Origin of the sequence: Aminobacter aganoensis (genome assembly GCF_014206975.1) — a bacterium.
Classification (GTDB): Bacteria; Pseudomonadota; Alphaproteobacteria; order Rhizobiales; family Rhizobiaceae; genus Aminobacter; species Aminobacter aganoensis.
In genome coordinates, this window is the sequence record NZ_JACHOU010000007.1 from 17,906 (window position 1) to 43,644 (window position 25,739).

The 25,739-nt window shown below is 66.6% G+C and carries 21 protein-coding genes and 1 riboswitch; of the genes, 18 read left to right on the forward strand and 3 right to left on the reverse strand.

Annotation, left to right across the window (positions count from 1 at the left end; genetic code table 11):
- Nucleotides 1-74: 74 nt before the first annotated feature.
- The gene (locus tag GGR00_RS15205; RefSeq protein WP_184699886.1) at nucleotides 75-1,010 is read right to left on the reverse strand and encodes a sugar phosphate isomerase/epimerase family protein; all 936 of its coding nucleotides are present in this window, start codon (nucleotides 1,008-1,010) and stop codon (nucleotides 75-77) included.
- A 185-nt stretch (nucleotides 1,011-1,195) separates the two neighbouring features.
- Here GGR00_RS15205 and GGR00_RS15210 point away from each other — a divergent pair, with 185 nt between their 5' ends.
- Together GGR00_RS15210 and GGR00_RS15215 are read left to right on the forward strand one after the other, a co-directional pair.
- The gene (locus GGR00_RS15210; RefSeq protein ID WP_184699887.1) at nucleotides 1,196-3,373 is read left to right on the forward strand and encodes a malate synthase G; all 2,178 of its coding nucleotides are present in this window, start codon (nucleotides 1,196-1,198) and stop codon (nucleotides 3,371-3,373) included.
- Nucleotides 3,374-3,506: 133 nt separating this feature from the next.
- Nucleotides 3,507-5,060, forward strand: coding sequence for a VOC family protein (locus tag GGR00_RS15215; RefSeq protein WP_055982272.1), 1,554 nt, complete (start codon nucleotides 3,507-3,509; stop codon nucleotides 5,058-5,060).
- 38 nt (nucleotides 5,061-5,098) lie between these two features.
- Here GGR00_RS15215 and GGR00_RS15220 read toward each other — a convergent pair whose 3' ends face one another.
- Together GGR00_RS15220 and GGR00_RS15225 are read right to left on the reverse strand one after the other, a co-directional pair.
- A complete protein-coding gene (locus GGR00_RS15220; RefSeq protein ID WP_055982269.1) occupies nucleotides 5,099-5,419 on the reverse strand; it encodes a 2Fe-2S iron-sulfur cluster-binding protein in 321 nt (106 codons plus the stop codon).
- A gap of 16 nt (nucleotides 5,420-5,435) precedes the next feature.
- Nucleotides 5,436-6,689, reverse strand: coding sequence for a cytochrome P450 (locus GGR00_RS15225; RefSeq protein WP_184699888.1), 1,254 nt, complete (start codon nucleotides 6,687-6,689; stop codon nucleotides 5,436-5,438).
- 172 nt (nucleotides 6,690-6,861) lie between these two features.
- Here GGR00_RS15225 and GGR00_RS15230 point away from each other — a divergent pair, with 172 nt between their 5' ends.
- The 16 genes from GGR00_RS15230 (at nucleotide 6,862) to GGR00_RS15305 (ending at nucleotide 25,731) form a co-directional block, all read left to right on the forward strand.
- Complete coding sequence (locus GGR00_RS15230; protein WP_184699889.1) at nucleotides 6,862-7,707, forward strand: helix-turn-helix transcriptional regulator; 846 nt, start codon at nucleotides 6,862-6,864, stop codon at nucleotides 7,705-7,707.
- 100 nt (nucleotides 7,708-7,807) lie between these two features.
- The gene (locus GGR00_RS15235; RefSeq protein ID WP_184699890.1) at nucleotides 7,808-8,614 is read left to right on the forward strand and encodes an arginine deiminase family protein; all 807 of its coding nucleotides are present in this window, start codon (nucleotides 7,808-7,810) and stop codon (nucleotides 8,612-8,614) included.
- Between the two features lie 151 nt (nucleotides 8,615-8,765).
- A riboswitch (cobalamin riboswitch) is annotated at nucleotides 8,766-8,967 on the forward strand.
- Nucleotides 8,968-9,146: 179 nt separating this feature from the next.
- Complete coding sequence (locus tag GGR00_RS15240) at nucleotides 9,147-11,009, forward strand: TonB-dependent receptor domain-containing protein (protein ID WP_377863989.1); 1,863 nt, start codon at nucleotides 9,147-9,149, stop codon at nucleotides 11,007-11,009.
- An 11-nt stretch (nucleotides 11,010-11,020) separates the two neighbouring features.
- Nucleotides 11,021-11,887 (forward strand): ABC transporter substrate-binding protein, encoded by an 867-nt coding sequence (locus GGR00_RS15245; protein WP_184699892.1) that lies wholly within the window; start codon nucleotides 11,021-11,023, stop codon nucleotides 11,885-11,887.
- On the forward strand, nucleotides 11,884-12,885 hold the full coding sequence (locus tag GGR00_RS15250) for a FecCD family ABC transporter permease (RefSeq protein ID WP_184699893.1): 1,002 nt from the start codon (nucleotides 11,884-11,886) through the stop codon (nucleotides 12,883-12,885). Before GGR00_RS15245 ends, GGR00_RS15250 begins: the two co-directional genes overlap by 4 nt.
- Nucleotides 12,882-13,673, forward strand: a complete 792-nt coding sequence (locus GGR00_RS15255) for an ATP-binding cassette domain-containing protein (protein WP_184699894.1) — start codon at nucleotides 12,882-12,884, stop codon at nucleotides 13,671-13,673. Before GGR00_RS15250 ends, GGR00_RS15255 begins: the two co-directional genes overlap by 4 nt.
- Nucleotides 13,670-14,701: a DUF6925 family protein gene (locus GGR00_RS15260; RefSeq protein ID WP_184699895.1), complete on the forward strand. Its 1,032-nt coding sequence runs from the start codon at nucleotides 13,670-13,672 to the stop codon at nucleotides 14,699-14,701. The genes GGR00_RS15255 and GGR00_RS15260 overlap by 4 nt, the downstream gene beginning before the upstream one ends.
- Before the next feature lie 237 nt (nucleotides 14,702-14,938).
- Nucleotides 14,939-16,039 carry a tonB-system energizer ExbB gene (gene exbB / locus GGR00_RS15265; RefSeq protein WP_184699984.1) on the forward strand — a complete coding sequence of 367 codons (1,101 nt, stop codon included), beginning with the start codon at nucleotides 14,939-14,941 and terminating at the stop codon, nucleotides 16,037-16,039.
- An 11-nt stretch (nucleotides 16,040-16,050) separates the two neighbouring features.
- Entirely contained in the window at nucleotides 16,051-16,512 is a 462-nt protein-coding gene (gene exbD, locus GGR00_RS15270) for a TonB system transport protein ExbD (protein ID WP_055982250.1), read from the forward strand.
- Nucleotides 16,509-17,414 carry a TonB family protein gene (locus tag GGR00_RS15275; protein WP_055982247.1) on the forward strand — a complete coding sequence of 302 codons (906 nt, stop codon included), beginning with the start codon at nucleotides 16,509-16,511 and terminating at the stop codon, nucleotides 17,412-17,414. Before exbD ends, GGR00_RS15275 begins: the two co-directional genes overlap by 4 nt.
- A 380-nt stretch (nucleotides 17,415-17,794) precedes the next feature.
- Complete coding sequence (locus tag GGR00_RS15280; protein WP_055982244.1) at nucleotides 17,795-18,298, forward strand: RNA polymerase sigma factor; 504 nt, start codon at nucleotides 17,795-17,797, stop codon at nucleotides 18,296-18,298.
- A 115-nt stretch (nucleotides 18,299-18,413) separates the two neighbouring features.
- Complete coding sequence (locus tag GGR00_RS15285; protein WP_055982241.1) at nucleotides 18,414-19,385, forward strand: FecR family protein; 972 nt, start codon at nucleotides 18,414-18,416, stop codon at nucleotides 19,383-19,385.
- 128 nt (nucleotides 19,386-19,513) lie between these two features.
- Complete coding sequence (locus GGR00_RS15290) at nucleotides 19,514-21,817, forward strand: TonB-dependent receptor (RefSeq protein WP_184699896.1); 2,304 nt, start codon at nucleotides 19,514-19,516, stop codon at nucleotides 21,815-21,817.
- A gap of 66 nt (nucleotides 21,818-21,883) precedes the next feature.
- On the forward strand, nucleotides 21,884-22,168 hold the full coding sequence (locus GGR00_RS15295) for a DUF2218 domain-containing protein (protein ID WP_184699897.1): 285 nt from the start codon (nucleotides 21,884-21,886) through the stop codon (nucleotides 22,166-22,168).
- Between the two features lie 85 nt (nucleotides 22,169-22,253).
- On the forward strand, nucleotides 22,254-24,035 hold the full coding sequence (locus tag GGR00_RS15300; protein ID WP_184699898.1) for an IucA/IucC family protein: 1,782 nt from the start codon (nucleotides 22,254-22,256) through the stop codon (nucleotides 24,033-24,035).
- Nucleotides 24,019-25,731 (forward strand): IucA/IucC family protein, encoded by a 1,713-nt coding sequence (locus GGR00_RS15305; protein ID WP_184699899.1) that lies wholly within the window; start codon nucleotides 24,019-24,021, stop codon nucleotides 25,729-25,731. The genes GGR00_RS15300 and GGR00_RS15305 overlap by 17 nt, the downstream gene beginning before the upstream one ends.
- Nucleotides 25,732-25,739 lie beyond the last annotated feature (8 nt).

Genomic DNA, 25,739 nt, shown 5'->3' on the forward strand with positions numbered 1-25,739 from the left:
AGGCCTGGGCGCGGACAGCCCGACGCCTCAAGGGTGGGCCATAAAGAATTGTATCCAATATGGACGCACTGACGTCATCGCGGCAGCAGCCTTTGCAGGGCCTGAGGCAATCGGGCGACGGGCGCAGCCTGGTCCCAAGGCTCGTCCTGCGCGCCGAATTTCGCCGCCATGGCCAGCACCACCGCGAATTCAGCCAGCGCGACCTCGGGCTGCACGCGCAGCCACTCCGCGTCGAACACCGGCATGGCGAACTGGCCGGAATGCATCTCGATCCAGACCTTCGCGTCGGGGATCTGCGGCATGATCGCGTCCCAGTCGACGAAACCCTCGCCAAGCGGCGCGAGGAAGCGGCGGATGCCGTTTTCCTGGAACCGAAGCACGGCGTCGTCAACATAGATCTGGGTGGCATGAGGCGCGATGCGCCTTGCCGCCGCGACCGGATCCTCGAGGCGGCACAGCACGTTGACCGGATCGAAGGCGACGCCAACCACGTCAGGCCCGACCTTTTCGACCAGGGCCGCGACCTCGGCAGTGGTGATCTCCTCATGGGTCTTGAGCAGAAGCTTCGAGCCGTTCCGGCGCAGCAGCGGCGCGCAACGCGCGAGCAGGTCAGAGACGCCATCGACCTGCGCCTGCCAGGAGACCGGCGCCTCGAAGCGGTCCTCGATCATGCCGATGATGAAGAACATGTCGTGGATGCCGATGCCGGCCGCCAGTTCGACCAACCGCCCGATGCCGGTCTCCAGGTCGCCGCCGCCAGCATCGACAATCGGCTGGCTGCGGGCCGGCAGCGCTGGATTGACGATGCCGAGCATCGACGAGATCTCGAGGCCGAGGCGATCAGCCTCGGCACGTGCAGCCGCCAGCTCCGCCGGATCGAGCGTCGGGCTGATGTCGAACAGCGAGTTGAACAGCAGCCCCTGGAGGCCCAGTTGCCTTGCGGCCTCCAGCGCCTGGAGCGCGGACAGCTTGCGGCCGTCCGGCAATGAACTCTTGATGATGCCGATCATGGGGCAAACCTGCGACAGAGAACGGGCGCCGGCCACCACCCCGGCGCCGCACATTGACCGACGCGCCGGCAGGCCAGACACTTGGATACTATCCTGTATCAAAAAATTCTTGTCAATGGATACAATCACTGTCATCAGCATCGTACAGAATTGCCCGCGCCTCGCGCGTATCGAAGGAGCATCCCATGACCAAGACCTATGAAAGCGTGGCCGGCCTTTCGGTCCACCCGGCGCTGCGCGCCTTCGTCGAGCAGGAGGTGCTGCCGTCGGCGCGCCTTGAGCCAGCAGCGTTCTGGACCGGCCTCTCGGAGATCATCCGCGACCTCGCGCCCAGGCATCACGAGCTGCTCGCCATCCGCGGCGACCTCCAGGCCAAGATCGACGCCTGGCATCTGGAGCGCAAGGGCAAGCCGCATGACGCAGCCGGCTACGAGCAGTTCCTGCGCGACATCGGCTATCTGGTGCCGGCACCCGCGGCCGACGCCTACCAGGTCGCGACCAAGAACGTCGACGCCGAGATCGGCACCATCGCCGGCCCGCAGCTGGTGGTGCCGCTGTCCAATGCGCGCTACGCCCTGAACGCCGCCAATGCGCGCTGGGGTTCGCTCTACGACGCGTTCTATGGCACCGACGCCATCGCCGAGAGCGACGGCGCCGAACGCAGCAAGAGCTTCAATCCTGTTCGCGCAGGCCGCGTCATCGCCCGCGTGCGCGAATTCCTCGACCAGGCCGTGCCGCTGGCACAGGGCAGCCATGCCGACGCCACCGCCTACATCATCGAGCGTGGCAAGCTGCAGGTGAGCCTCGCCGACGGCAGCAAGACCGGGCTCAGGTCGGCTGGCCAGCTTGCCGGCTTCACCGGTCCGCGCCATGAGCCCAGGAGCGTGCTCCTGGTCAACAACGGCCTGCACATCGAGCTGGTGTTCGATCGCGAGCACCAGGTCGGCGCGCTCGATTCCGCCGGCATATCGGATGTCGTCATCGAGGCGGCGATCTCGATCATCATGGACCTCGAGGACGCGGTTTCGGCCGTCGATGCCGAGGACAAGGTCACCGTCTACCGCAACTGGCAGCGCCTGATGGACGGCAGCCTGAGCTCGGAATTCACCAGGGACGGCAAGACCATCACCCGCAAGCTGGTCGAGGACCGCGTCTTCACCGCGCCCGGCGGCGGCAAGCTGACGCTCAACGGCCGCTCGACGATGCTGGTGCGCAATGTCGGCCACCACATGTTCACCGACGCCGTGCTCGACGAGGCCGGCAATCCGGTGCCCGAGGCGATCCTCGACGCGGCGATCACCGTGGCCAGTGCTGCCCAGGACATCCGCGGCGAAAACGCGGTGCGCAACAGCCGCACCGGCTCGGTCTATGTCGTCAAGCCCAAGATGCACGGTCCAGACGAGGTCGGCCTGTCGGATGCGCTGTTCAAGCGCATCGAAGAACTCGTCGGCCTGCCGAAATACACCATGAAGATCGGCGTCATGGACGAGGAGCGCCGCACCTCGGCCAACCTTGCAGCCTGCCTGTCCAAGGTGCGCGACCGCACGGTGTTCATCAACACCGGCTTCCTCGACCGCACCGGCGACGAGATCCACACCTCGATGGAAGCCGGCCCGATGATGCGCAAGGCCGAGATGGCATCGGCGACCTGGCTCACGGCCTATGAGGCGAACAATGTCGATGTCGGCATCGCCCGCAACCTGCCGGGCCGGGCCCAGATCGGCAAGGGCATGTGGGCGGCACCCGACCAGATGGCGGCGCTGCTCGACAAGAAGGTCGCCCACCCCGGCGCCGGCGCCAGCACCGCCTGGGTGCCGACCCCGACGGCAGCAGCATTGCACGCCCTGCACTATCACCTCGTCGACGTGGCGGCCGTACAGGACCAGTTGCGCGGCAAGGAGCAGACCTCGCTGACCGACCTGCTGACCATTCCGCTGGCAACGCGCAGCTACACGACCGAGGAGATCCAGACCGAGCTCGAAAACAACCTGCAGGGCCTGCTCGGTTATGTCGTGCGCTGGGTCGGCCAGGGCGTCGGCGTCTCGACGGTGCCTGATCTCGACAATGTGCGCCTGATGGAAGACCGCGCGACGCTGCGGATCGCCTCGCAGCACGTCGCCAACTGGCTGTGCCACGGCATCGTCGGCGAGGCCGGGGTGCGCGAGACGATGCAGCGCATGGCAGCCGTGGTCGACAGGCAGAATGCGGACACGGAAGGCTACAAGCCGCTGGCGCCCCGCTTCGACAGCCCGGCCTTCAAGGCGGCCGAAGACCTGGTGTTCACCGGCCGGACCCAGCCCAGCGGCTACACCGAGCATGTGCTGCATGCCCGCCGCCGCGAAGCCAAGGCGCTGTCTGCCTGAACGATCTACCTGGCATTGCCAAAGGCCCCGCGACGAGCGGGGCCTTTTTGCGTGGTGCGACATGCCCACGGCTTGCGTGGCCTGCCCGGCTGATGGAATGTCGAGCGAGAAGCAAATCGGCCGGGAGTGCACCATGGGCACCGGAATCCACCACATCACGCTCATCACCCGCAAGGTGCAGGCCAATGTCGACTTCTATGTCGGCTTTCTCGGGCTGAGGCTGGTCAAGCAAACCGGCGGCTATGAGGACGCGACCCAGCTTCACTTGTTCTATGGCGACGGCGCGGCCAATCCGGGCACGCTGATCACCTTCCTGGTCTGGGAGGATGGCGCCCGGGGGCGCGTCGGCCATGGCCAGCCGAGCGAAATCTCGCTCGCCATCGAGCCGTCGAGCATCGGCTTCTGGTTGACCCGGGCACTGTCCCACCATGTCGAGATATCAGGCCCGGTCGACGAGATGGGCGAGCCGACGCTCAGGCTCAAGGATCCCGACGGGGTGATCGTCAAGCTCGTCGGCATCGGCGGCTTTGCCGCGACCGATGTCTGGGAGGGCAGCGGAGTGCCTGCCGATCACGCGATCCGGCGCATCCGCGGCGCCACCATCATGAGCGAAGTGCCGGAGATGACGGAGAGCTTCGTCGCCCGGCATTTCGGCTATCAGCCGACGGAAAGCACCGAGTTCATCCGGCGTCTCGTCTCCGACAGCGGCGACGTCATCGACATCAGGGATGCCAAGGGTTTCTGGACGAGCGCGCCGGGCACCGGCACCATCGACCACATCGCCTTCCGTGCCGGCGACATCGACGAGGTCGAACGGGTCCATGGCGAACTCGGATCCAGCAATTCGACCATCACCAATGTGCACGACCGCAAGTATTTCTACTCGCTCTATGTCCGCGAACCGGGCGGCACACTGTTCGAGCTGGCGACCGACGGTCCCGGCATGGCGATCGACGAGCCGGCCGAAACGATGGGCACGCAGCTCTTCGTGCCGCCGGAACGCGCCGACAAGATCGACGAACTGGTGACGATGCTGCCGCAATTCTCCTGGCCGGGCGAGGAGCGGGTGATCTATCGCGACCTGCCCTTCGTCCACCGCTTCTACACGCCGAAAGATGCCGACGGCCGCGTCATCGTCCTGCTGCACGGCTCGGGCGGCAACGAGACCAGCCTTTTGCCGTTTGCCGCCAAGGCCGCGCCGCGCGCGACATTGCTCGCCCTGCGCGGCCGCGCCACCGACGAGGGCACGCCACGCTGGTTCCGCCGGCATTCGGCCAACACGTTCGACCAGGCCGACATCAAGTCGGAGGCGGAAGCGCTCGCCGCTTTCATCGAGGACGCCATCGAGGCTTACCGCATCGATCCCGAAAAGCTCGTCTTCCTCGGCCACTCCAACGGCGCCAACATGATCGCCGCAACCATGCTGCTTCACCCGCATGTGATCCGCCGCGCGGCGCTGCTGAGGCCGGCGATGGTGCTGGAGCAGCCGCCGGCCGCCGATCTGTCGGACGTGGATGCGCTGCTCGTCGCCGGGAACGTCGACGTGTTCAGCAATTTCGGCCCCGATCTCGCCGCGCTGCTGCGCGACGCCGGTGCCAAGGTCGACGCCCGCACGATCGCCTCGGGCCATGCCTTCGAGGCGGCCGATGCCGAGATCGTCGGCAACTGGATCGCCGCGCGCGACTGAAGGCCCAGGTGGCGTGTGAGGCTCGGGGAAGCCCGGCCTCAGTACTGCTCGCGCGGCAGGTGAACGACCAGCCCGTCGAGCGCCTCCGACATCTTGAGCTGGCAGGTCAGCCTGCTGCGCTCGGTCGGGTTCATCAGGCACTCGATCATGCCCTGCTCGGATTCGTCGGGTGCCGGCAGGCGTTCGGTCCAGCTCTGGTCGACATAGCAATGGCAGGTGCCGCAGGCACAGGAACCGCCGCATTCGGCGAGGATCTGGTCGATGCCGTTGGCGACCGCCACGGACATGACGCTCTGGCCCTGCTGGGCGGTGAGTTCGGTCGCCTGTCCGTCGGCGTCGATGAAGGTTACGCGGTACATCAGGAATACTCCGGGATCAGGCAGGCGTGAGAGCCAGGCGCAGCGCCTTGGGGCCGCGCACGGACAGGCCGCGCTTATATTGCGGCTCGGCCTCGGCAAGCGCGATCGACGACAGGCGCGTGAGCAAGGTGGTGAAGATCACCTCCATGTCGAGGCGGGCGAGGTGGTTGCCGAGGCAGAAATGGGCGCCGCCGCCAAAGGCGAGGTGACGGTTTGGGTTGCGGCCGGCGTCGAAGACATCAGCATCGCCGCCGAAGGCGGCCGGATCGCGGTTGGCCGCGCCATAGAGCAGGCCGAACTTGGTGCCGCGCGGGAACGACTTGCCGCCGACCACGCAGTCGGCGGTGGCGTAGCGGTGGAAGAAGGGCAGCGGCGATTCGAAACGGAACATCTCCTGGATCGCGGTGTGGATCAGGGCGGGGTCGTGGCGCAGCCGCGCCATCTGGTCAGGAAAGCGCAACAGCGCGTGCATGCCCGAACCGAGCACGTCGATGGTCGAGCCGTGGCCGGCCATCAGGATCAGCATGCAGGTCGAGACCAGCTCATCCTCGTTGAGGTGGCCGGCGTCCTGCGCCGCGATCAGGCGAGTGATCAGATCCTCCTGCGGCGCAGCGCGGCGCTCGGCCATCAGCTTGAGCAGATAGTGGTAGAACTCGGTCGTCGCCTGCTCCGCCAACGCCTTGCGCGCGTCGGAACGGTCGATGTCGAAGAACTGCACCACGCGCTCCGACCAGACGCGCAACTGCGGGCAGTCCTCGTCGGGCACGCCGAGCACACGGCCGATGATGTGGCCCGGCACCTGGGCGGCGAGGTCCTCGACGAAGTCGATCTCGCCCTTGTCGATCAGGCTGTCGACGAGCCTGTCGACGAAACTCTGGATCATCGTGCGCTGGCGGGCGATGAAGGCCGGCGTGAACTCGCGGAACACCTGCTTACGCAGCCGGTCATGCACCGGACCATCACTGTCGAGCATGGAGAACTGGACGAAGCGCTGGTGGTGCGGCATGTCGAGCCAGTTCTGCAGGCGCTTCTGCTCGGTGATCTCTTCCTCGGACATGAAGAATTCGGGCGAGCGCACCATCGAGATGTCGCGGGCGATGCCAGCAACATCGTCGAAGCGCGTCACCAGCCACATGTCGAAATCGGCGAAGAACTGCGGCTCGCCCTTGTCGCGCAGCGCGGCATAGGCGGGATAGGGGTTCTGGGCGAAGGTGGCCGACAAGGGCTCGAAAGCCGTGCCGTGTTCGCTTGCCTTCGGGGTAGCGGTCATCCGACGCTCCAGTCATGGATTTTCGGCAGCAAGGAGGCCGCCACCATCCAGTCTAACGGCAATGGCGGCGAGATGAATGCATGCCACTCGCACGATGCTGGATAAAACTCGCATCTCGATTTGCGCGCAGGTACAGTAGGCGAAACCCTCCGACAGCCATCCCTGCGCAAAAATGACCAACCAGACGGACGAAAGCAATTCGATCTTCTTCCACACGCCGGGCCGGCATGCGGATGCCTTTCCCTACAAGATCCTTGTCGCCGGCCGCACGCATTTCGGCCATCGCGACGGCCTCGTCACCAGGCGCTTCCACCACCATACGCTGATCTGCACCCTGTCCGGCCAGGGCCTGATCGAGACCGGCGGCAGCCGGGCGGCGGCCGGGCCGCGCACCATCGCGTGGCTCGACACGTCGATGTCATATGCCCATGGCTGCCACCCCGACGCCGACCACTGGCGCTATCTCTGGATGAGCATCGAGGGCCATGGGCTCGACGCGGTGTTCTCGTTCCTCCGTGTTGCCGGCAACCCGCTGTTTGCAACACCAGGCGAAAGCGCCGCCTCAGGCTTCGAGCGTGCCATCCAGAACCTCGCCCGGCGCGGGCAGACGACCGACGCCATTTCGAGCGCCGTCGTCGCCCGGCTTGTCGAAACGCTCGTCGCCGAACGCGGCGAGCAGGACAGCTCGGAAGATCGCGGCGAACGCGTGCTGCGGGTGATGCGCGAGGTGCGCGCCGACATCGCGCGCAACTGGCCCATCGAGGAACTGGCCGCGATCTCCAACCTCAGCGCCTCGCAACTGCACCGGCAGTTCAAGCAAAAGACCGGCACGACGCCGATGGACTGGATCCGCCACGAGCGCATGAACCTGGCCAAGCGCCTGCTGATCGCACCCGACATCAAGATCGCTGCCGTGGCGCTGAGCTGCGGCTATGCCGATCCCTATCATTTCAGCCGCGACTTCCGCCGCATCGCCGGCCAGTCGCCAAGCGAGTTCAGGCGGGCGCAGGGGCAATAGCGGCTCGACGACGATCGCTGGCCCAGTGCCTGCCCCGTCGACATGCCACTTCGTTTCGGGCAGGCTGCGGACCTCGCCCCACCAGCACGAGCGCACCGACATGACGTCCAAGCCAGCGGTCTACGAATTCAACGCGGCCATCGTGCGCGAGCCGGCTCGGTCGGTTGTCAACGGCCTGCGCGCCGACGACCGCGGCAACCCGACCTTCGACGGCGTCAAGGCCGAGCATGCGGCCTATGTCGCGGCGATGCGCGCCGCAGGCGTGGAGGTGACGGCGCTGCCGGCGCTTGAGGCGTTTCCCGATTCGATCTTCGTCGAGGACCCGGCGCTGGTGTTTCCCGAAGGGGCGATCCTGCTTCGGCCCGGCGCCGAGACGCGCGTCAGGGAAACCGTCGAGATCGCACCCACGCTGAAGGCCATGTTCGGCACCGTGGTCGACCTGCCCACGCCCGGCTATGCCGATGGCGGCGACGTGCTGACGACGCCGAGAAGCGTGATGATCGGGCTGTCGGCCCGCACCGACCGGGCTGGTGCCGAAGGGCTGATCGCCAGCCTCGACCGGCTCGGGCGCAAGGGCGAGATCGTGCAGACGCCGGAAGGCGTGCTGCATTTCAAGAGCGACTGTTCGCTGCTCGACGGCGAGACCATGCTGTCAACGAAGCGGCTTGCGCGCTCGGGTGTGTTCAAGGATTTCCGCGAGGTGCTCATCCCCGAGGGCGAGGAGCCGGCGGCCAACGCGCTGCGCGTCAACGACGTGGTGATGGTCGGGGCGGATTACCCCCGGACCATCGAGATGCTCGACAAGCTCGGCTACCAGGTGGTCGCGCTCAAGACCACCGAGATCGGCAAGATCGACGCCGGCCTGTCCTGCATGTCGCTGCGCTGGCACCGCGGCCAACGCCTTTGATCGGCATGCCGTCCCTGAGCGTCGGCAAGTATTGGTCAAGCTTCGCTACAATGTAGGGATCGCGACAACGGACCGGGCGGTTTGCGACAATCGCAACCGACGAGACGTCCGACAGCAACAGATCAATTGACAAGGCTTCCGCCGGCTGTCTAGTCTCGACCCCGGAATCGGTTCCACCGAAAGGTGGATGAAAAGGGAACACGGTGAGGCCGAAGGCCAAATCCGCGACTGCCCCCGCAACTGTAACCGTTGAGCCTCTTCCATCATGCCACTGAACGCATTCGTGCGTTCGGGAAGGCGGAAGAAGGCTATGACACGGAAGTCAGGAGACCTGCCCGTTCCGGTCACCCATGCTTGTCCACGGGGTGTGGTCAGGCGCGGTCGCCCGTGGCGGTGACATTGAAAAGTGTTGCCGCATGCGGAAGGCCGCCGGGTCGATCTTGTCCCAATGTCTGCCTGCCGACCTGTCTTGCCTGCGGTTTGGAACCGGGTGCGATGCCTGTCGCGCCCACCGAACCATTTGGGGGCAGAATTGCAGAGACTCATCCTCGCCACCAGCGCCGTCGCGCTGGTCATTCCGACGCAAACCCACGCGCAGCAGTCGCCGTCGCGCGACGACGTGACCGTGCTTCGACCGCTGGTGGTGTCGACGCCGCTGCGGCGCGAGACGGCGCTCGTCCGCTCGACGTCGTCGGTCACCGTCATCGACGAGGAGGAGCTCCGGACATCGGCGGCCGCCGACCTGCCGTCGCTGCTCAAGCGCTACGCCGGCGTGTCGATCATCGGCTATGGCGGCCAGGGCTCGGCCTCGAACGTCTCCCTGCGCGGTATGTCGGCCGGGCAGACTCTGGTGCTGGTCAACGGCATCCGCACCGCCTCGGCAACCAGCGGCACCAGCTCGATCTTCAACATTCCCCTTGCCTCGATCGAACGAATCGAGATCGCCAAGGGGCCGCACTCGGCCCAGTATGGCGCCGACGCGATCGGCGGCGTCGTCAACATCATCACCAGGCAAGGTGGCCAGTGCGCCGACGGCCGCAGTGCCTGCGCCAGCATCACCACCGGCGTCACATACCCATGGGGCGGCTATGTCTCGGGCGATGTGCGCGGCCGCAGCGAAGGAGGCGTCGACTACTCCGTCGGCGGCAGCATTCTCGGCACGCGCGGCTACGACTTCACCACGCCGCTGGCCTGGGGCCACGAGCCCGACGATGACGGCTTCCTGCAGGGCTCGCTGAATTTTTCGCTGGCCAAGGAATTCGACTGGGGCAGGCTTTATGCCGACGGCCTGTTCGCACGCGGCCGTTCGCAATATGACGACACCTTCCCGTCCAGCAATGAAGTCGACACCGACACGTTTGCCGGCAAGGCGGGTGCGCGGCTGAAGCACTCCGACAGCTGGTCCTCGACTGTCGAGCTGTCCAGCAGCCTGGACAGTTCGACCAACTTCCGTGACGGGGTTCCTGGCGACAGCAGGTTCGACACCAAGCGCTACGGCATCTTCGCCTCGACCGAAAAGACCTTCGAGACCGGCGATGCCCGCCATGTCGTGACCGGCGGGGCCGAGGCCTATCGCGAACAGGTCGATACCACCGTCGATTTCGACGTCACCTCGCGCGGTCTCGAGGCGGTGTTCGGACAATATTCGGTCGAGTATGGCGCGCTGACCATCGACAGCGGGCTGCGCTACGATCACAATGAGCAGTTCGGCGGTGCCACCACCTACAATATCGGTGCCAGCTTCGAGATCGTGCCCGATCTCGTCGCCCGGGCCTCCTACGGCACCGGCTTCCGCGCCCCGACCTTCAACGACCTCTATTATCCCGGCTATTCGAACCCGAATTTGAAGCCGGAGACATCCCGGTCCTACGAACTTGGCGTCAACTGGCGGCCTACCGACAGCACGACGCTCGACGTCGCCTTCTACCAGACGTGGCTGAGCGACGCGATCGCCTCCAACCCGCCCACCTACATCCCCTTCAACGTCGCGCGCGCCAAGGTGACGGGCGTCGAGGCATCGCTGTCGCACGAGTTCGGCGACCGCTGGAGCGGCAAGGCATCGATCGACTACCGCTCGCCCAGGAACGAGGACAACGGCCGCTACATTCCCTATCGCGACCGCTTCAAGGCGACCGCAGAGCTGGGTTTTGCCGCGACCGACAGCCTGGACCTGACCGCCAGGCTGCTCTACGGGGCGGCGCGCCATGCCGACGCTGCGAACACCGTGAAGCTGCCCGACTACGTGACGGTGGATTTTGCCGCCAACTACACATTTGATGCGCAGTCGAGCCTGAAATTCTCGGTCGAGAACCTGTTCGACGAGCAGTATTCGACCGTCACCAACTATCGCGCGCCGGGCCGGACCTTCAACCTGAGCTTCACGCGCGTGTTCTAATGGGAGCCAGCATGCCGACCGATCGCTTCCGCATCCCCCGCCGTCGAGAGTGGCTGCTCGTGCTGGCGGGGGCCATATCCAGCACCGCTGCCCCGGCCATCGCCGCGCCGCCGAAACGCGTCGTCTCGATGAATGTCTGCACCGATCAGCTGGCCATGCTGGTGGCGGCGGAGGGCCAATTGCACTCCGTCTCATATCTGGCGCGAGACCCCGAGACGTCGGTGCTCGCCGGGCGCGCCAAGGGCCTCGTCGTCAACCATGGCCTCGCCGAGGAGGTCTTCCTGATGCAGCCCGACCTTGTGCTTGCGGGTGCCTACACGACGCGGTCGACCGTTGCCCTGTTGCGGCGCCTCGGCATGCGCGTCGAGGAATTCGCACCCGACAATTCCATCGCCGAGATCAGGGCGAACATCGTCCGCATGGGCGAGGTGCTGGAGCGGCGTGAGCGGGCGGCGGACCTGGTCGCGGAACTGGACAATGGGGTGGCTGAACTGGCCGTCCGGCCGGCCTCGGGAAAGACGGTCGCGACCTATTATGCCAACAGCTACACGTCGGGCGCGGGCACGCTGGTCGACGACATCGTCAGGCTCTCGGGCCTCGTCAATGTCGCCGACAGTCTGGGTCTCAGCGGCACGGCCCGTCTGCCGCTCGAGATGCTGGTGCTGGCCCAGCCCGATCTCGTCGCCGGCGGCGGCGAAAGCTACGATGCACCGGCGCTGGCACAGGAGAATTTCGTCCACCCGGCATACCGGGCGGTCGCCGCGCAAGGCAGCGCCGTGCCGGTTCCGGCGCGCTACACCATCTGCGGCGCGCCGTTCACGCTCGAGGCCGCGCGCCTGCTGCGCGACGCCGCCGACGGCAAGGGTGGCGTCCAATGAGCGACACTTCTCGCTACGGCCTGGTGCTGGGGGCGCTTGCCGCGCTCACCGCGATCCTGTTCCTGCTTTCGCTGACCGTCGGTCCGGCAGCGCTTGGTTTCAGCGACAGCATCGCCGCATTGTTTTCCGACAAGTCCGGCGCCATCGAACTGATCATGGGCGAGATCCGCCTGCCGCGCGCGCTGCTCGGCCTGATGGTCGGGGCGACGCTCGGCCTCTCCGGTGCCGCGCTGCAGGGCTATTTGCGCAATCCGCTGGCCGAGCCGGGGCTGATCGGCGTCAGCGCCTCGGCCTCGCTGGGCGCGGTCATCGCCATCTATTCCGGGCTGGCGGCGATCTTCCCGCTCGCCTTGCCGCTGTCGGCGCTGGCCGCCGCGGTGCTGGCCGTCGTCGTCGTTCAATCTCTCGCCGGCCTGCGCGGCAGCACGCTGACCATCATCCTGGCCGGCGTGGCGGTGTCGAGCTTTGCCGGCGCGATGACCTCGCTGGCGCTCAACCTGTCGCCCAATCCGTTCGCCGCGCTCGAAATCATGTTCTGGATGCTCGGATCGCTGACCGACCGGTCGATGACGCATGTCTGGCTGGCCCTGCCGTTCATGCTCGCGGGCTGGCTGATGCTGGCGATGCTGGGCCGGGCGCTGGATGCGCTGACCCTCGGCAACGAGACGGCGGCAAGCATGGGGATCGACATGCGGAGGGTACAGTTTCTGGCCGTCTTCGGCACGGCATCGGCGGTCGGCGCGGCGACGGCCGTGGCCGGCGCCATCGGCTTTGTCGGCCTCGTCGTGCCGCACATGCTTCGCCCCCTGGTCGGGGCAAGGCCGTCGCGGCTCTTGCCGGCAAGCGCTCTCGGCGGCGCCTGCATGCTGCTGGCCGCCGACATCCTGGTTCGGGTCATCGCGCCCGAGCGCGACCTCAAGCTCGGCGTGCTCACCGCCATCGTCGGTGCGCCGTTCTTCCTCTGGCTGGTCTACCGCACGAGAAGGAAGCTCGCGTGATGCTGCTCGACGTTCAAAACCTCAAGGCATCGCTGGGCAAGCGGCAGGTGCTCAACGGCATTTCCTTCTCCGTGATGCCGGGCGAGTTCATCGGCCTGATCGGGCCCAACGGCGCCGGCAAGTCGACCTTGCTGCGAGCACTGCTGGGGCTCATTCCCTCGCAAGGAGCCGTGGCCCTGGGGACGCTCGACGCCCCCCATGTCGGCGCCAGGGAGCGCGCACTCCATATGGCCTATGTCGCGCAGGAGCGCGAGATCGCCTGGGCGGTTCCGGTCGAGATGCTGGTGTCGCTCGGCCGCTCGCCACACCGGCCGGGGTTTGCGGCGCTCACCGCCACCGACCGCGCCGCCGTCGAACGGGCGATGCAGCGGATGGAGGTGGACGGGTTCCGCGAGCGGGCGGCGACCGAACTGTCGGGCGGAGAGAAGGCGCGCGTCCTGATCGCCCGGGCGCTGGCCCAGGAAACGCCGCTGCTGCTTGCAGACGAGCCGACGGCCGGCCTCGACCCGTCGCACCAGATCACGCTGATGCGCCTGTTCGCCGAGCTTGCGGCGAGCGAACGCAGCGTCGTCGCCTCGCTGCACGATCTCGGACTTGCAGCGCGCTGGTGCACCCGCCTGCTGCTCATCGACGGCGGCCGGATCGTCGCCGACGGACCACCTGCCGACGTGCTCACCGCCGAGACGCTACGCACCGTCTACGGTGTCGAGGCCTTTTTCGGCGAGAGCGCGGGCGGGCTGGTGGTGCAGCCGCTCGATCTCGTCGCCGAAACCGGAGTTTTGCCATGACCCACCTGGAGCAGCTGTTGCGCCATCACTTGCTGGACTGGCGAAGCGGATGGAGCATGGGCACGTTCGGCGCCATCGCCGAGTTCCATCAGGATGACGGCGAGATCGCGGTGATCGACGACCGCCAACTCCTGACCCGGGCAACGCGGCGCGGCGGCATCCGCCTGGAACGCAGCATGATGGCAGGGTTGGTGCCCGTCGCCTACGAGACGCTGAGCCCGAGGCGGCATCGCTGGAGCCAGGCGCTGGCGCTGTGCCTGCCCGATGCCAAGGCCCGGCGCAGCGGCCGATCGGTGCTGACCGAGATCGGACCGGACGACCACGCGATCCGCGGCATCGACCGGACCGGCATCCTGTTCGACATGGGCCTGTCCCTGCCGCAATGCGATTTCTGCATCCGCACCAGCGAGCCGAAGCTCCTGGTCGAGCTGCGCGCCAATCTTGGCCGGTCGGTGTTCGACCCTGCCAGCGGCGCCATGCCGGCGATCCTGCGAACGCACCCGCATCGCGTCGCGCTGACCAATATCGGGCGCGTCGAGGTCTACCAGAAGATCGGCGGACCGGACACCGGCGGCGTGTCGCCGGAGGGACCGCATACGCATGTGCTGCCGAAGCTGCTGAAGGGCGGGCGTACCCATTCGGCCAACACGCCGATTCCCGACGGCCTGCTGCCGCTCGGCGCGCTTCACCCCGGCAACCCCGTCATCGATCCGCTCGGACGCGACCGGCCGTTCGAGCCGATCCTGCATGGCGCATTCCAGGAGATGATGACCCGCTTCGGCACGGCCGAGGCCCTGGCCGGACGGATACATGTCGACGGCGCGCTCGCTGCCGGACTGTCGCCGATCGAAACCGAAGCGCCCTCCGGCCGCTTTGCCCGGTCGGCGATGCGGGTCGCGTTGCGCCAGAAGGCCCATCTCGCTGCGCATTCTGGTGACACCGCGCTCGTCCGGCTGGTTGCGGACTGGCAAGCGGCCTTCGAGCAATCCGCAACGGAAACCGAAGATGACGACGCTCCCGGCCACTGACGCCGCCATGCACGAGACGTCTGCGAACAAAACGGGCGTGGCCTTCCGATGATTTCTTGATAAAAGAAGTCAAGAATGTTAGTGGGCTCCCGACCCGGCCGGGCAAGAGGCGCTCAAGCCATCGGTCAAATGGTTCGAAGTCGGAGATTCGAGATGCTAGGCAGTGGGCTCATCGCAAGTGAAGGCAAGGCCGGCCGGTCCGGGCCGATCCGCCGATCCGCGCAGATCCTCGCAGTCATGTGTCTCGTCGCATCAACAACAGCAGCGTTCTCCCAAGACGCCGCTCCGGGCAATGCGCCCGTCCAGCCGGCACCCGCCGCCCAGGCGCCGGCTGTCCCCACGTCCCAGGCTCCTGCCGCGCAGGCCCCGGCCGCCGCCGGAGAAGCCTCAGGTGCACCGGCGGTGCCGCAACCAGCGCCTGCTGCAGCCGCGCCGAACGCAGCGCCCACGGCATCGCCCGCTCCGGCAGATGGCGGGGCCGCAACTGGCGACCGTTTGCCCGGTGCCGTGCCCATGGGCATCGAAGCGCCGCTCGACAACATGACCGGCGCAGCGCCCGCCGCCGAGGTCCCGGCCAGCACGCTGCCGCACGACCTGTCGCCATGGGGCATGTTCATGGCCGCCGACTGGGTGGTGAAGGCGGTGATGATCGGCCTCGCTTTCGCCTCGCTGATCACCTGGACCGTCTGGCTTGCCAAGTCGCTGGAGATTGCCGGCAGCAAGGCCCGCCTTGCCAAGGCGCTGCGCGGCATTCTCGGCGCGCGCCGGCTCGAGGACGCCTCGCAGGCGCTCGGCGACCATGCCGGCATCGGCGGCGTGCTGGTACGGGCAGCGGTCGAAGAGATGGAGATGTCGGGCCACGACCTCGGCCACGGCGATCCCGCAGGCATCAAGGAGCGTGTCGAATCCCGCCTGATCCGCATCCAGGCGCAGGCCGGCCGCCGGCTCAGCCGCGGCACCGGCGTGCTCGCCACCATCGGCTCGACGGCACCCTTCGTCGGCCTGTTCGGTACCGTCTGGGGCATCATGAACTCGTTCATCGGCATCTCGGAATCGCAGACCACCAACCTTGCGGTCGTCGCGCCGGGCATCGCCGAGGCGCTTTTGGCCACCGCCGTCGGCCTGATCGCCGCCATTCCGGCCGTTGTCGTCTACAACGTCTTTGCCCGCTCGATCACCGGCTACCGCCAGGGCCTGGCCGACGCCGCGGCCGGCGTGCAGCGACTGGTCAGCCGCGATCTCGACCGCCAGCCGCAGCGCAGCCAGCACGAGCGTCCGCATGCGGTCACCGTGGCCACGCCGGCCAATGGCCGCCACGCGCCTGCGGTCGCGGTCTAGGAGCAGGTCCGATGGCAGGCGGAATCAGACAATCGGCCGACGACGACGACCTCCAGGAAAACCATGAGATCAACGTGACGCCGTTCATCGACGTCATGCTGGTGCTGCTGATCATCTTCATGGTCGCCGCGCCGCTGGCGACCGTCGACGTCAATGTCGACCTGCCCGCCTCGACCGCGACCGCCCAGCCGCGCCCGGACGAGCCGCTCTACGTCACGCTGAAGGAAGACCTCAGCATCTCGATCGGCCAGAACACGGTGGCCCGCACCGCATTCCAGCAAGAGCTGGATGTGGCCGCCAAGAGCGACAAGGAAAGCCGCATCTTCCTGCGCGCCGACCGCGGCGTCGACTATGGCGAGTTGATGGAGGTGATGAACCTGATGCGCGGCGCGGGCTATCTCAAGATCGCGCTGGTCGGGCTGGAACAGGTCCAGGCCACGCCGGCCGCAGCCACCGACGGCCAGCCGCAATGACGGCGGCGGCGCATCTCGGCTTCGGCCTCGGCGGCATGAGCCGCCGCGAACTGGCGCTGTGGTCGGGCGCGGCCATGGTCATCGTCAGCGTCCATCTCGCCGGCGCCTGGTACCTCCAGCGGCAGCCGCCGATGATGCTGGACGAGATGCAGGCGCAATCCGCCGTGATGATCGACCTCGCGCCGATGGCGATGGCGCCGGAAGCAGTGCCGCAGGATACGACCGACCTCGTCGACAGCCAGGCTGCCGAAACCGTCGAGGAGCCGACCGAGACCATCACGCCGGATCCCGTCGAGCCGGTGACCCAGCCCGTGGAGGACGTCGCCGAAGATACGCCCGAGCCGCTGGAAGAGGTGACCGAGGCGGAGCCCGTCGAAGAGGTTGTGCCCGACATCGTGGAGGCGCCGCTGCCGGAAGTGGCAATGGCCATCCCCGAACCGCGCCCGGAGATCAAGAAGCCGAAGCCGGTCGAAAAGCCGGTGCGCGAAAAGAAGCCGGTGCAAAAGAAGCCGGAGCCGGTGAAGCAGGCCAAGGTCGAGAAAAAGCCGGCGGCGACCAACAGCCAGGCCTCGCAGAAATCGGCCCAGAATTCCGACAGCACCCGCGCGCCCGCGCCGGGACAGGGTGGCGGCAAGGCGATGTCGCCGGCGCGCTGGCAGTCGCGCGTCTACTCCCACCTCAACCGGCACAAGCCCAGGAACGTGCGCAGCCGCGGTTCGGTCGCCGTCCGGTTCTCCTTCAACACCAATGGCGACGTGCTGTCGGTCAGGCTGGTGAGTTCCTCCGGCGACCAGGCCCTCGACGAGGCCGCGGTCAACCTGGTGCGCCGCTCGTCGCCGATCCCGGCGCCGCCGCCTTCGGTGCCGACGAGCATCATCGTGCCGATCGACTTCAAGCGCTGACGCTGGGCCTGCCATTGCCGTGAAAACGGGACGGGCGGCGGTCTTCCAGGCTTGCACCGACCGTTCGCGGCAGCGTCCGCGAGCGGCGGCGTGGCGTGCTCACCTTTCGGTTGCGGCCCGCGCTGTGCCCAATTCGCCACACCCTCCCAACATAGTGCTGCGACAATTCGTGCCGGAGCGAGACGTCGCGCCGCAGTTAGCGCAGCAGAATCAAACACTAAACATGATAAAAATAGGAAGGTTTTCGTGCGACCCGCCCCGTTTCGCTAAGACATTGGGGTTGCACGACATTTTTTGAACGCCTAGTGAGCCTGCGTTGCCGTCGTTTCCAAACGGAACCGGCCTGCCAGCGCGAACTGGCGTGAAGAAGAGTGAGCAAGATGGAACTCACCAGGCTACTACAGAGCTTTGCCTCGCTGCGCCCGCGCATCGAGGCCTTGACGCGCGGCCGTGTCGGCTGCAGCGCAACGGCGGAAGACATCCTCCAGGATACCTGGGTCAGGCTGTCCAACGTCAGGCATGACGATGCCATCGACAATCACGCCGCCTTCGCCATGCGGGCCGCCAAGAACGCCGCCATCGGCCATTTCCGCAAGCAGCAGCGACGCAACGAGATCGACGCCGAGGTCAACGACCTGCTGTGGCAATCGGTCGACGAGATTTCGCCCGAGCGGATCGTGATGGGCCGCGACATGCTGCGCGCCGTCGACGCGGCATTGCAGGACATGCCCGAACGGAGCCGGCGCATCTTCCTGATGAACCGGATCAATGGTGTTTCCCATCGCGAGATCGCGCGCCAGATCGGCATCAGCGAAGAGGCGGTCTACTACCACATCCGACGTGTCGTCGAGCGCTTGGCCGAACTGCGCGACAGCCAGGCTTAGGCCTGCGACAACATTTATTTTGCCATGACGCTTAGGCGTGGTGCCGTCTCGCTCGTCTATGATAGCAAGATGGTTGGGGTGCCCGTAACAAGCGGGCACGTGCTGCGTGACGGGCATGGGCAAAGGGCAAGAACGATCCGAGATCGACCGAGGCGTCGCACTCGATGCGCGTGACTGGATCGTTCGGCTGACCGCCGGCAATCTCAGCCGGCAGGAGCTCGAGCGATTCCGCGCCTGGCAGGCGCAGTCGCCGGAACATGCCCGCGCATTCGCCCGCGAGAAGCAATTCTGGCAGCTGCTGCAAGGCGTGAACGACGGCAACCCGCCTGCCGCGCCCGTTGCGGTGCCAACGCTGCGTCGACCGGTCAGCCGGCGCTCGCTCCTCGTCGGCGGGGCGCTTGCCGCCTCGGCGGCGGCTGTCGCTGCGCCGCGTGTCATCACATGGATGCGTTCGGACTTCACCACCGGCTCGGGCGAGCAGGCGACGGCCACCTTGCCCGACGGCTCGACGATGTTGCTCAACACCAACAGTTCCGTTGCCATCGATTTCCGGGCCGGCCGGCGACTCGTGAGCCTGCTCGCCGGCGAGGCGGAGTTCGCCGTCAAGCCGGCCGCAGGCGCGCCGTTCAGCGTCTCGGCGCTTGGCGGAAGCAGCGACGCAAATGGCGGTGCCTATGCCGTGCGCTCGATCGCCGGCGAGGTCACTGTCACCGCATCGACAGGAACCGTCTCGGTGACCGGCGGAGAGGCGGGCGCTGCCGCCAACATGGTGTCGCTCGCCCCCGGACAGCAGACCCGCTACCTGAGCGGCGGCGCACCAAGGTCGGCTTCGGACGTCGACCTCGACACCGAACTCGCCTGGCGCGCCGGTCGCGTGGTGTTCGACGCCCGACCGTTCAGCAGTGCAGTCGCCGAGCTTGGCCGCTACGTTTCCGAACGGCTGGTGTTCACCACCCATGCGCATGATGCGAGCCCGATCACGGCGGTGTTCCTGACACGCGACGCCCACGCGGCGATCGAGGCCCTGGCGCATACACAGGGGCTTTCGGTGCGCCGGGTTCCGGGCGTCGTCATCGTCATTTCCTGACCCTGACGAACTCGCGCCAACTTATTTCAGAAAAAATGCAGACAGCTCTTTAGGCGACGGGCCCCGTCGCGCGTCACACCATCGAAGGCGCTCGGTGGATGGGTGCGCCACGCTTTTTGGGGACCAGCATGACGGGCAAGAGCAACAGGGATTTTGGCGGCACGGCGTCGGGGCGCCTGCTGCGGCGGCTTCTGATGGGAACGGCGCTCGGCGCGGGCATGCTCGTGGCCACCGTGCCATACGCTCCTGCCCAGGCGCAGTCGGCGCAGATGCACAGCATCAACCTGCCGGCGCAGCCGCTGGCGCAGTCACTGAAGCAGCTCGCCGCGCAGACCGGCCTGCAGATCGCCTTCGGCACGGCCGACATCGGCTCGGCCCGCGCGCCTGCGGTCTCCGGCAACATTTCCGCCGAGCAGGCGCTCGGCAGCGTGCTTTCCGGCAGCGGCCTCAGCTACCGCTTCACCGGCCCCAACACGGTGTCGATCCAGTCGGCGGTAGCGAGCGCTTCGACCGGCGGCCTCAATATCGCGGCCAATGGCGCGGTCGTCCTGAACACGATCGACATCAACGCCCAGGGCGGCGAAGGCGGGGTCAACAACGTCCAGATCACGGCGGAGGACCTGGCGCGGAAAAAGCCGGCCGACCTGCAGGAAGTGTTTGCCGACGAGCCCAAGGTTGCCGTCGGCAGCTCGCTGCCGATGTCGCAGAAGGTCTATGTCCAGGGCATCGAGGAAACCAACCTTGCGGTGACCGTCGATGGCGCGCGGCAGAACAACAAGGTGTTCCACCACAACGCGACCAACCTGATCGATCCGTCGCTGCTCAAGGCCGTCAGCGTCGACGCCGGCGTTGCGCCGGCCGATGCCGGACCAGGCGCGCTGGGCGGCGCGATCGCCTACGAGACCAAGGACGCGCGCGACCTGCTGGAGCCGGGCAAGAGCATCGGCGGGCTTGTCACCGGAACCTACGACTTCAACAGCAAGACCCCCACGGTCGGCCTGTCGGCCTATGGCATCGAAGGCGGCTTCGAATATTTCGGCTACCTGAACTTTGCCAAGGGCGACAACTTCACCGCCGGCAATGGCAGCGTCATCGACGGCACCAGCGCCAACCTGCTGAGCGGTCTGGGCAAGGTTGCCTATCAGGCGGAAAGCGGCCACCGCTTCGAGCTGAGCCACGAGCAGTTGCGCGACGACGCTCCACGTCCGTTCCGGGCCAACATGGGCAAACTCGTTCCCCCGAAATCCTGGGAACCAGATGTTCGCGACTACACGCTCGACCGAAGCAGCACCGTCTTCACCTATACCGATGAGTCGCCTGAAGGATGGTGGGATCCGAAAGTGGTGATCGCCTACACCAGCGCCCGGGTGGAGACGCTGATCTATCCGAGACCGGTGGCCCCAAGCACCGAGTCCGACACCTATACCGGCGTCGGAAAGACCGAGAGCTTCAACGGCAAGGCGGAAAATCGTTTCGCGCTCGACATGGGCAGCATTACGGCCGGCTTCGATTTCTACAAGGACACCGCCGATCTCGAAGACAAGTTCGAACCCGGGACCGAGCATGCCAGCAATGTCGGCCTCTACGCCCAGGCGCGGCTGGAGCCATGGGAACGGACGCGGCTTTCCTTCGGCGCACGTGGCGACAACCAGTGGTTCGAGGGAGTCACAGGCGAGGAGTGGACCAATGCCGGACTGAGCGGCAACGTCTCCGGCGAATATGATCTCGTCCCCGATTTCCTGACCGCCAAGGCGGGCTATTCGCATGTCTGGGCCGGTGTGCCGCTGGCGGAAAACTTCAACTTCAATCCGAACTGGAACTATGGCGACGGGCCGAAGCCGGTGACCTCGGACAACCTCACCGCCGGACTGGTCGCCACCTATCAGGGCTTCACGCTAGAAGCCGGCATCTTCCGCACCGACATCTACGACGCCCGCTCCGCCCTCTACAAGACCACCGCCTTCGAGGCCCATGATGTCCGTTCCCAGGGCTTCACCCTCAGCGGCGGCTACGACTGGGGTTCGGGCCACGCCAGTATCAAGTACGTCAACATCGACGTCACCATCGATGGCAAGCCGGCTGACTCCTACCTCGGCAACTACCTGGTGACGCCGGTCGGCCAGATCTTCACGCTGGCGGCGCTTCACCGTTTCGACGACTGGGGCGTGACCGTCGGCGGCGACGTCGAGATCGCCCTCGACTACGACAAGGTGCCAGCCGGATCACAGAAGATCGAGGGGCATGAGGTGGTCAACGTCTTCATCGAGTACCAGCCGCCGTCGAACCCAAACCTGACCTTCCGCGGCGAGGTGAAGAACCTGTTCGACGAGGACTACGCCAGCAGGGCAACCTATGGCCAGGAGTTCGGCGACGTCAGGCCGCTGTTGGAGCCGGGCCGGTCGTTCCGCTTGAGCGCAACCGCAAAGTTCTGAACCCGGTGGCCACGGGCCTTGCCCGTGGTGCCCATTTGGCATCAACGACGGACAGGGAACGAAACCATGGTTCAATCGTCGGGCAGGTTCGAAACCGAACATGGCGCCAAGTACCTGACCCAGCTCTGCAAGCACTTCGCGCACAAGATCGAGGTGTCCCATGCCGATCGGCGCGGCGAATGCCATTTCCCGTTCGGCCATGCCGTGCTGGAAGCCGACGACGCTGCGCTGACCATCGAGCTGGACGCACCCGATGCCGACCAGTTGGCTCGAACCAAGTCTGTGATCGACGACCATCTCGCCCGCTTCGCCTTCCGCGAGCCCGGGCGTGCCATCCAGTGGAGTGCCTGAGGCCAGCCTTCGTTCTCCGATAAAATCCGTCAGATACCTAGCTGCTGCAAGGCATTCGGTCGGTCCAACCACATGGTGACGACAGATGAAGCTCACGCCGCGGCAGGTTGCCGAACATGCGACGTTCCAGAATTTCGCGAACTGCTATGTCCGTGAAATCTCGCCCGGCAGGGTGACCCAGCACAGGGGCGGAGCCGAGGATCCCGTCGATTGCATCGAGTGGGTGCTGGCGGCCCAGCAACTTGTGCTCCGCGCCGAGCTTGTGTCGCATTCCCGCTGCGGGCCGCACCGCTTCGGCCAGACCTGGGTCCGCCGGGCGACCGACGCCGGCTGGCGTCACAGCGAGCCGTTCGCGGCACTGCAGCTGTTGCTGCACGAAGCCTACAGGCAGTTGCACGACGAGCGCAGCGATGCCATGCGCGGCTGCGAACTCGAACTGCTCGGCCGGGCACTGCAGAGCTACCAGCAGACGCTGCGCTACATCGAAGCGCATGGTGCCGCTACGGAGGACGACAGCTTCATCGCTGCCGAACAGTCGCTGGTGTTCGGGCACTCGCTGCACCCGACGCCGAAGAGCCGGCAAGGCATGACGTCGTGGCAAGAGCCGAGCTACGCCCCCGAGCTGCACGGCAGGTTCCAGCTCGTCTATTTCGCCGCCGATGCCTCTGTCGTCAGCCACAAGTCGGCAGCCGCCGAGACCGCGCCGGAGATCGTCGCTGCGCTGGCAGGCGCCGGCGAAATCGAAACGCGGCCCGGCGAGATGCTGTTGCCGATGCACCCGCTGCAGGCCGAAGCGCTGCTGCTCGATGACGGCGTGCGCGATCTGGTGGCCGCCGGCAAGCTCAGGCTCGCCGGTGCCGCCGGCCCTGCCTTCACGGCGACGTCTTCGGTGCGCACGGTCTACAACGAAGACCTGCCGTGGATGCTCAAGTTCTCGCTGCCGGTGCGCATCACCAATTCGCTCAGGGTCAACAGCCGCAAGGAGCTGGAAGCGGGTGTCGCCGTGGCCAAGCTGCTCGGGCGGACGGGCATCGGCAGCGGCGACAGCCGTTTCAAGGTGATCGCCGACCCGGCCTACATCACCCTCGACCTTCCCGGCCGCTGCGAAAGCGGCTTCGAGGTGATCCTGCGCGAGAACCCGTTCGTCGCCTGCGGGGGGCGCGGCAAGATCACCATCGCCGCACTCACCGCCGAGCCGCTGCCGGGCCAACAGTCGCGGCTGGAGCGGATCATCAGGGCGCTGTGCCTGCGCGACGGAACGCATCCGGAACTGGTCTGCAAGCACTGGTTCCAGCGCTATCTCGACTGCGCGCTCGACCCGCTGGTGTCGCTCTACGACGACTTCGGGCTGGCACTGGAGGCGCACCAGCAGAACAGCCTGCTCGACGTCAGCCAGGGCTATCCGAGCGCCAGCTACTACCGCGACAACCAGGGCTTCTACCTCTCCAAGCGATACCGCGCCCGCTTCAGCCTGCATGTGCCGGAAGCTGCCGAGATCGCCTCGCTCTATTATGACGACCGCGACATCCAGGACCGCTTCGCCTACTACCTTGTCGTCAACCAGATCTTCTCGGTCATCGCCCGCATGGGGCATGACGGCCTGATCGACGAAGAGGTGCTGCTGCGCCTGCTGCGCGACCGCCTGGAGGTGTTGTCGCGCACGACCAGTGCCGTCGGCCGCGAATTCGTCCGCGGCGTGCTCGACCGCCCGACGGTGGCTTTCAAGGCCAATCTGATGACGCGGCTGTTCGACGTCGACGAGTTGCAGACCAGCAACGAGCGTTCACTCTACGCCCGCCAGCCCAACCCGCTCTTCGCCGCCATCGCCGGCCTCTATCACGGAGACGGCAGTGCCCTTGCCTCTTGACCTGCCGGGGCGCCCGGACGAGCGCGTCGTCAGGCAACTTGTCGAGGCCGTGCTGTTCGAAAAGCTTATCGCGGCAACGATTGCCGAGGACGGCGACCAGCTTGCCTTCTCATGGTCGCATGAGGGCAAGCGCTTTCGCTGCGCCGGCGTCGAAGGCGCGTTCAGCCGCATCCGCATCGCGCCGGGTTCGGTCGAGAGCGAAGGATGCGACGGCACCTGGCGCCCGGCTGCGCTGGACGAGCTGGTCGGGAGCCTGCCGGCATCCGCGGACGACAGGCGCCGGCTGCTCGGCGAGTTGCAGAGCACGCTTGCCCATTGCAGCTGGAACGACCGCAACCTGCCACAGCGCGCCCGCCGCGATCTCGGCTTCGCCGCACTCGAAGGCGCGCTGCACGAAGGCCATGCCTACCATCCCTGCTTCAAGGCGCGGACAGGGTTCAGCGAAAGCGACCATCGCGACTTCGGACCCGAAGGCGGCAACAGCTTCCAGCTCGCCTGGCTGCTGGTGCGGCGCGAAGAGGTGAACCAGCGCCTGCCCGTCGACGAAGCGACCTTCTGGACCGGCGAGCTTGGCGCGGAGACCTTCGCCCGGATAGAGAAGCGTCGCTCCGAGCTGGACCTGGGCCGGGACGAGTTCGCGCTGCTGCCGCTGCATCCCTGGCAGTGGACGGCGCTGAAGGACACGCTGCTGGCGCCATGGCTGGCGGACGGGACGGCCCATTTCGCCGGCATTTCGGGCGACCGCTACACGGCGAGCCAGTCGATCCGGACATTGCTCAATGCCGACCGGCCCGAGGCGGCGAACGTCAAGCTGTCGATGAACATGAGCAACTCGTCGTCGCTGCGGACGATCGAGCCGCATTCGGTGTGCACGGCGCCGGTGATCTCATGCTGGCTGGGCGACATCGTCGCCGGCGACCCGCTGTTCCGGACCGCCTACCCGCTGACGGTGCTCGACGAATATGCCGGCATCATCGCCGGCCGCGACGGCCCGCTCGCCGGGCAGCTCGCCGCGATCTGGCGCCGCAGCGTCAGCTCGGTGCTCGGCGAAGGCGAACAGGCGGTGCCGTTCAACGCGCTGATGACGATCGAGCATGACGGCAAGCCGTTCATCGACGAGTGGGTCCGCCGCCACGGCTTCCGTGCCTGGCTCGGTCAGCTGTTGCAGGTCGCCATCCTGCCGGTGTGGCACCTGCTGGTCGGGCACGGCATCGCCACCGAGGCGCATGGCCAGAACATGGTGCTCGTCCACCGCGACGGCTGGCCGGTCCGACTGGTGCTGCGCGACTTTCACGACAGCGTCGAATACGTGCCCCACTTCCTGCGCGACCCCGGCAAGGTGCCCGACTTCCTGGCGCTCGACCCGGCTTATCGCGAGGCCCTTCCCGACCAGTACTACTGGATGGAGGACGTCGAGACGCTCGGCGAACTGGTGACGGACGCGCTGTTCGTCTTCAACATGGCCGAGATCTCGCACCTGCTGCAGACCCATTACGGACTGCGCGAGGCCGATTTCTGGAAAACGGTCCGGCACATGCTGTCCGACTATGCCGCCGGCCACGGCGTGGCCGCGCGCCAGGCGCAGCTCGGCCTCGCCCGCCCAGAGATCGCCGCCGAGGCGCTGCTTGCCCGCAAGCTCAACATCGGCCGTTCGAGCCACGTCGTTTCCAACACCCTCTCCACCGCCCACGCCTGAAGGGAAAA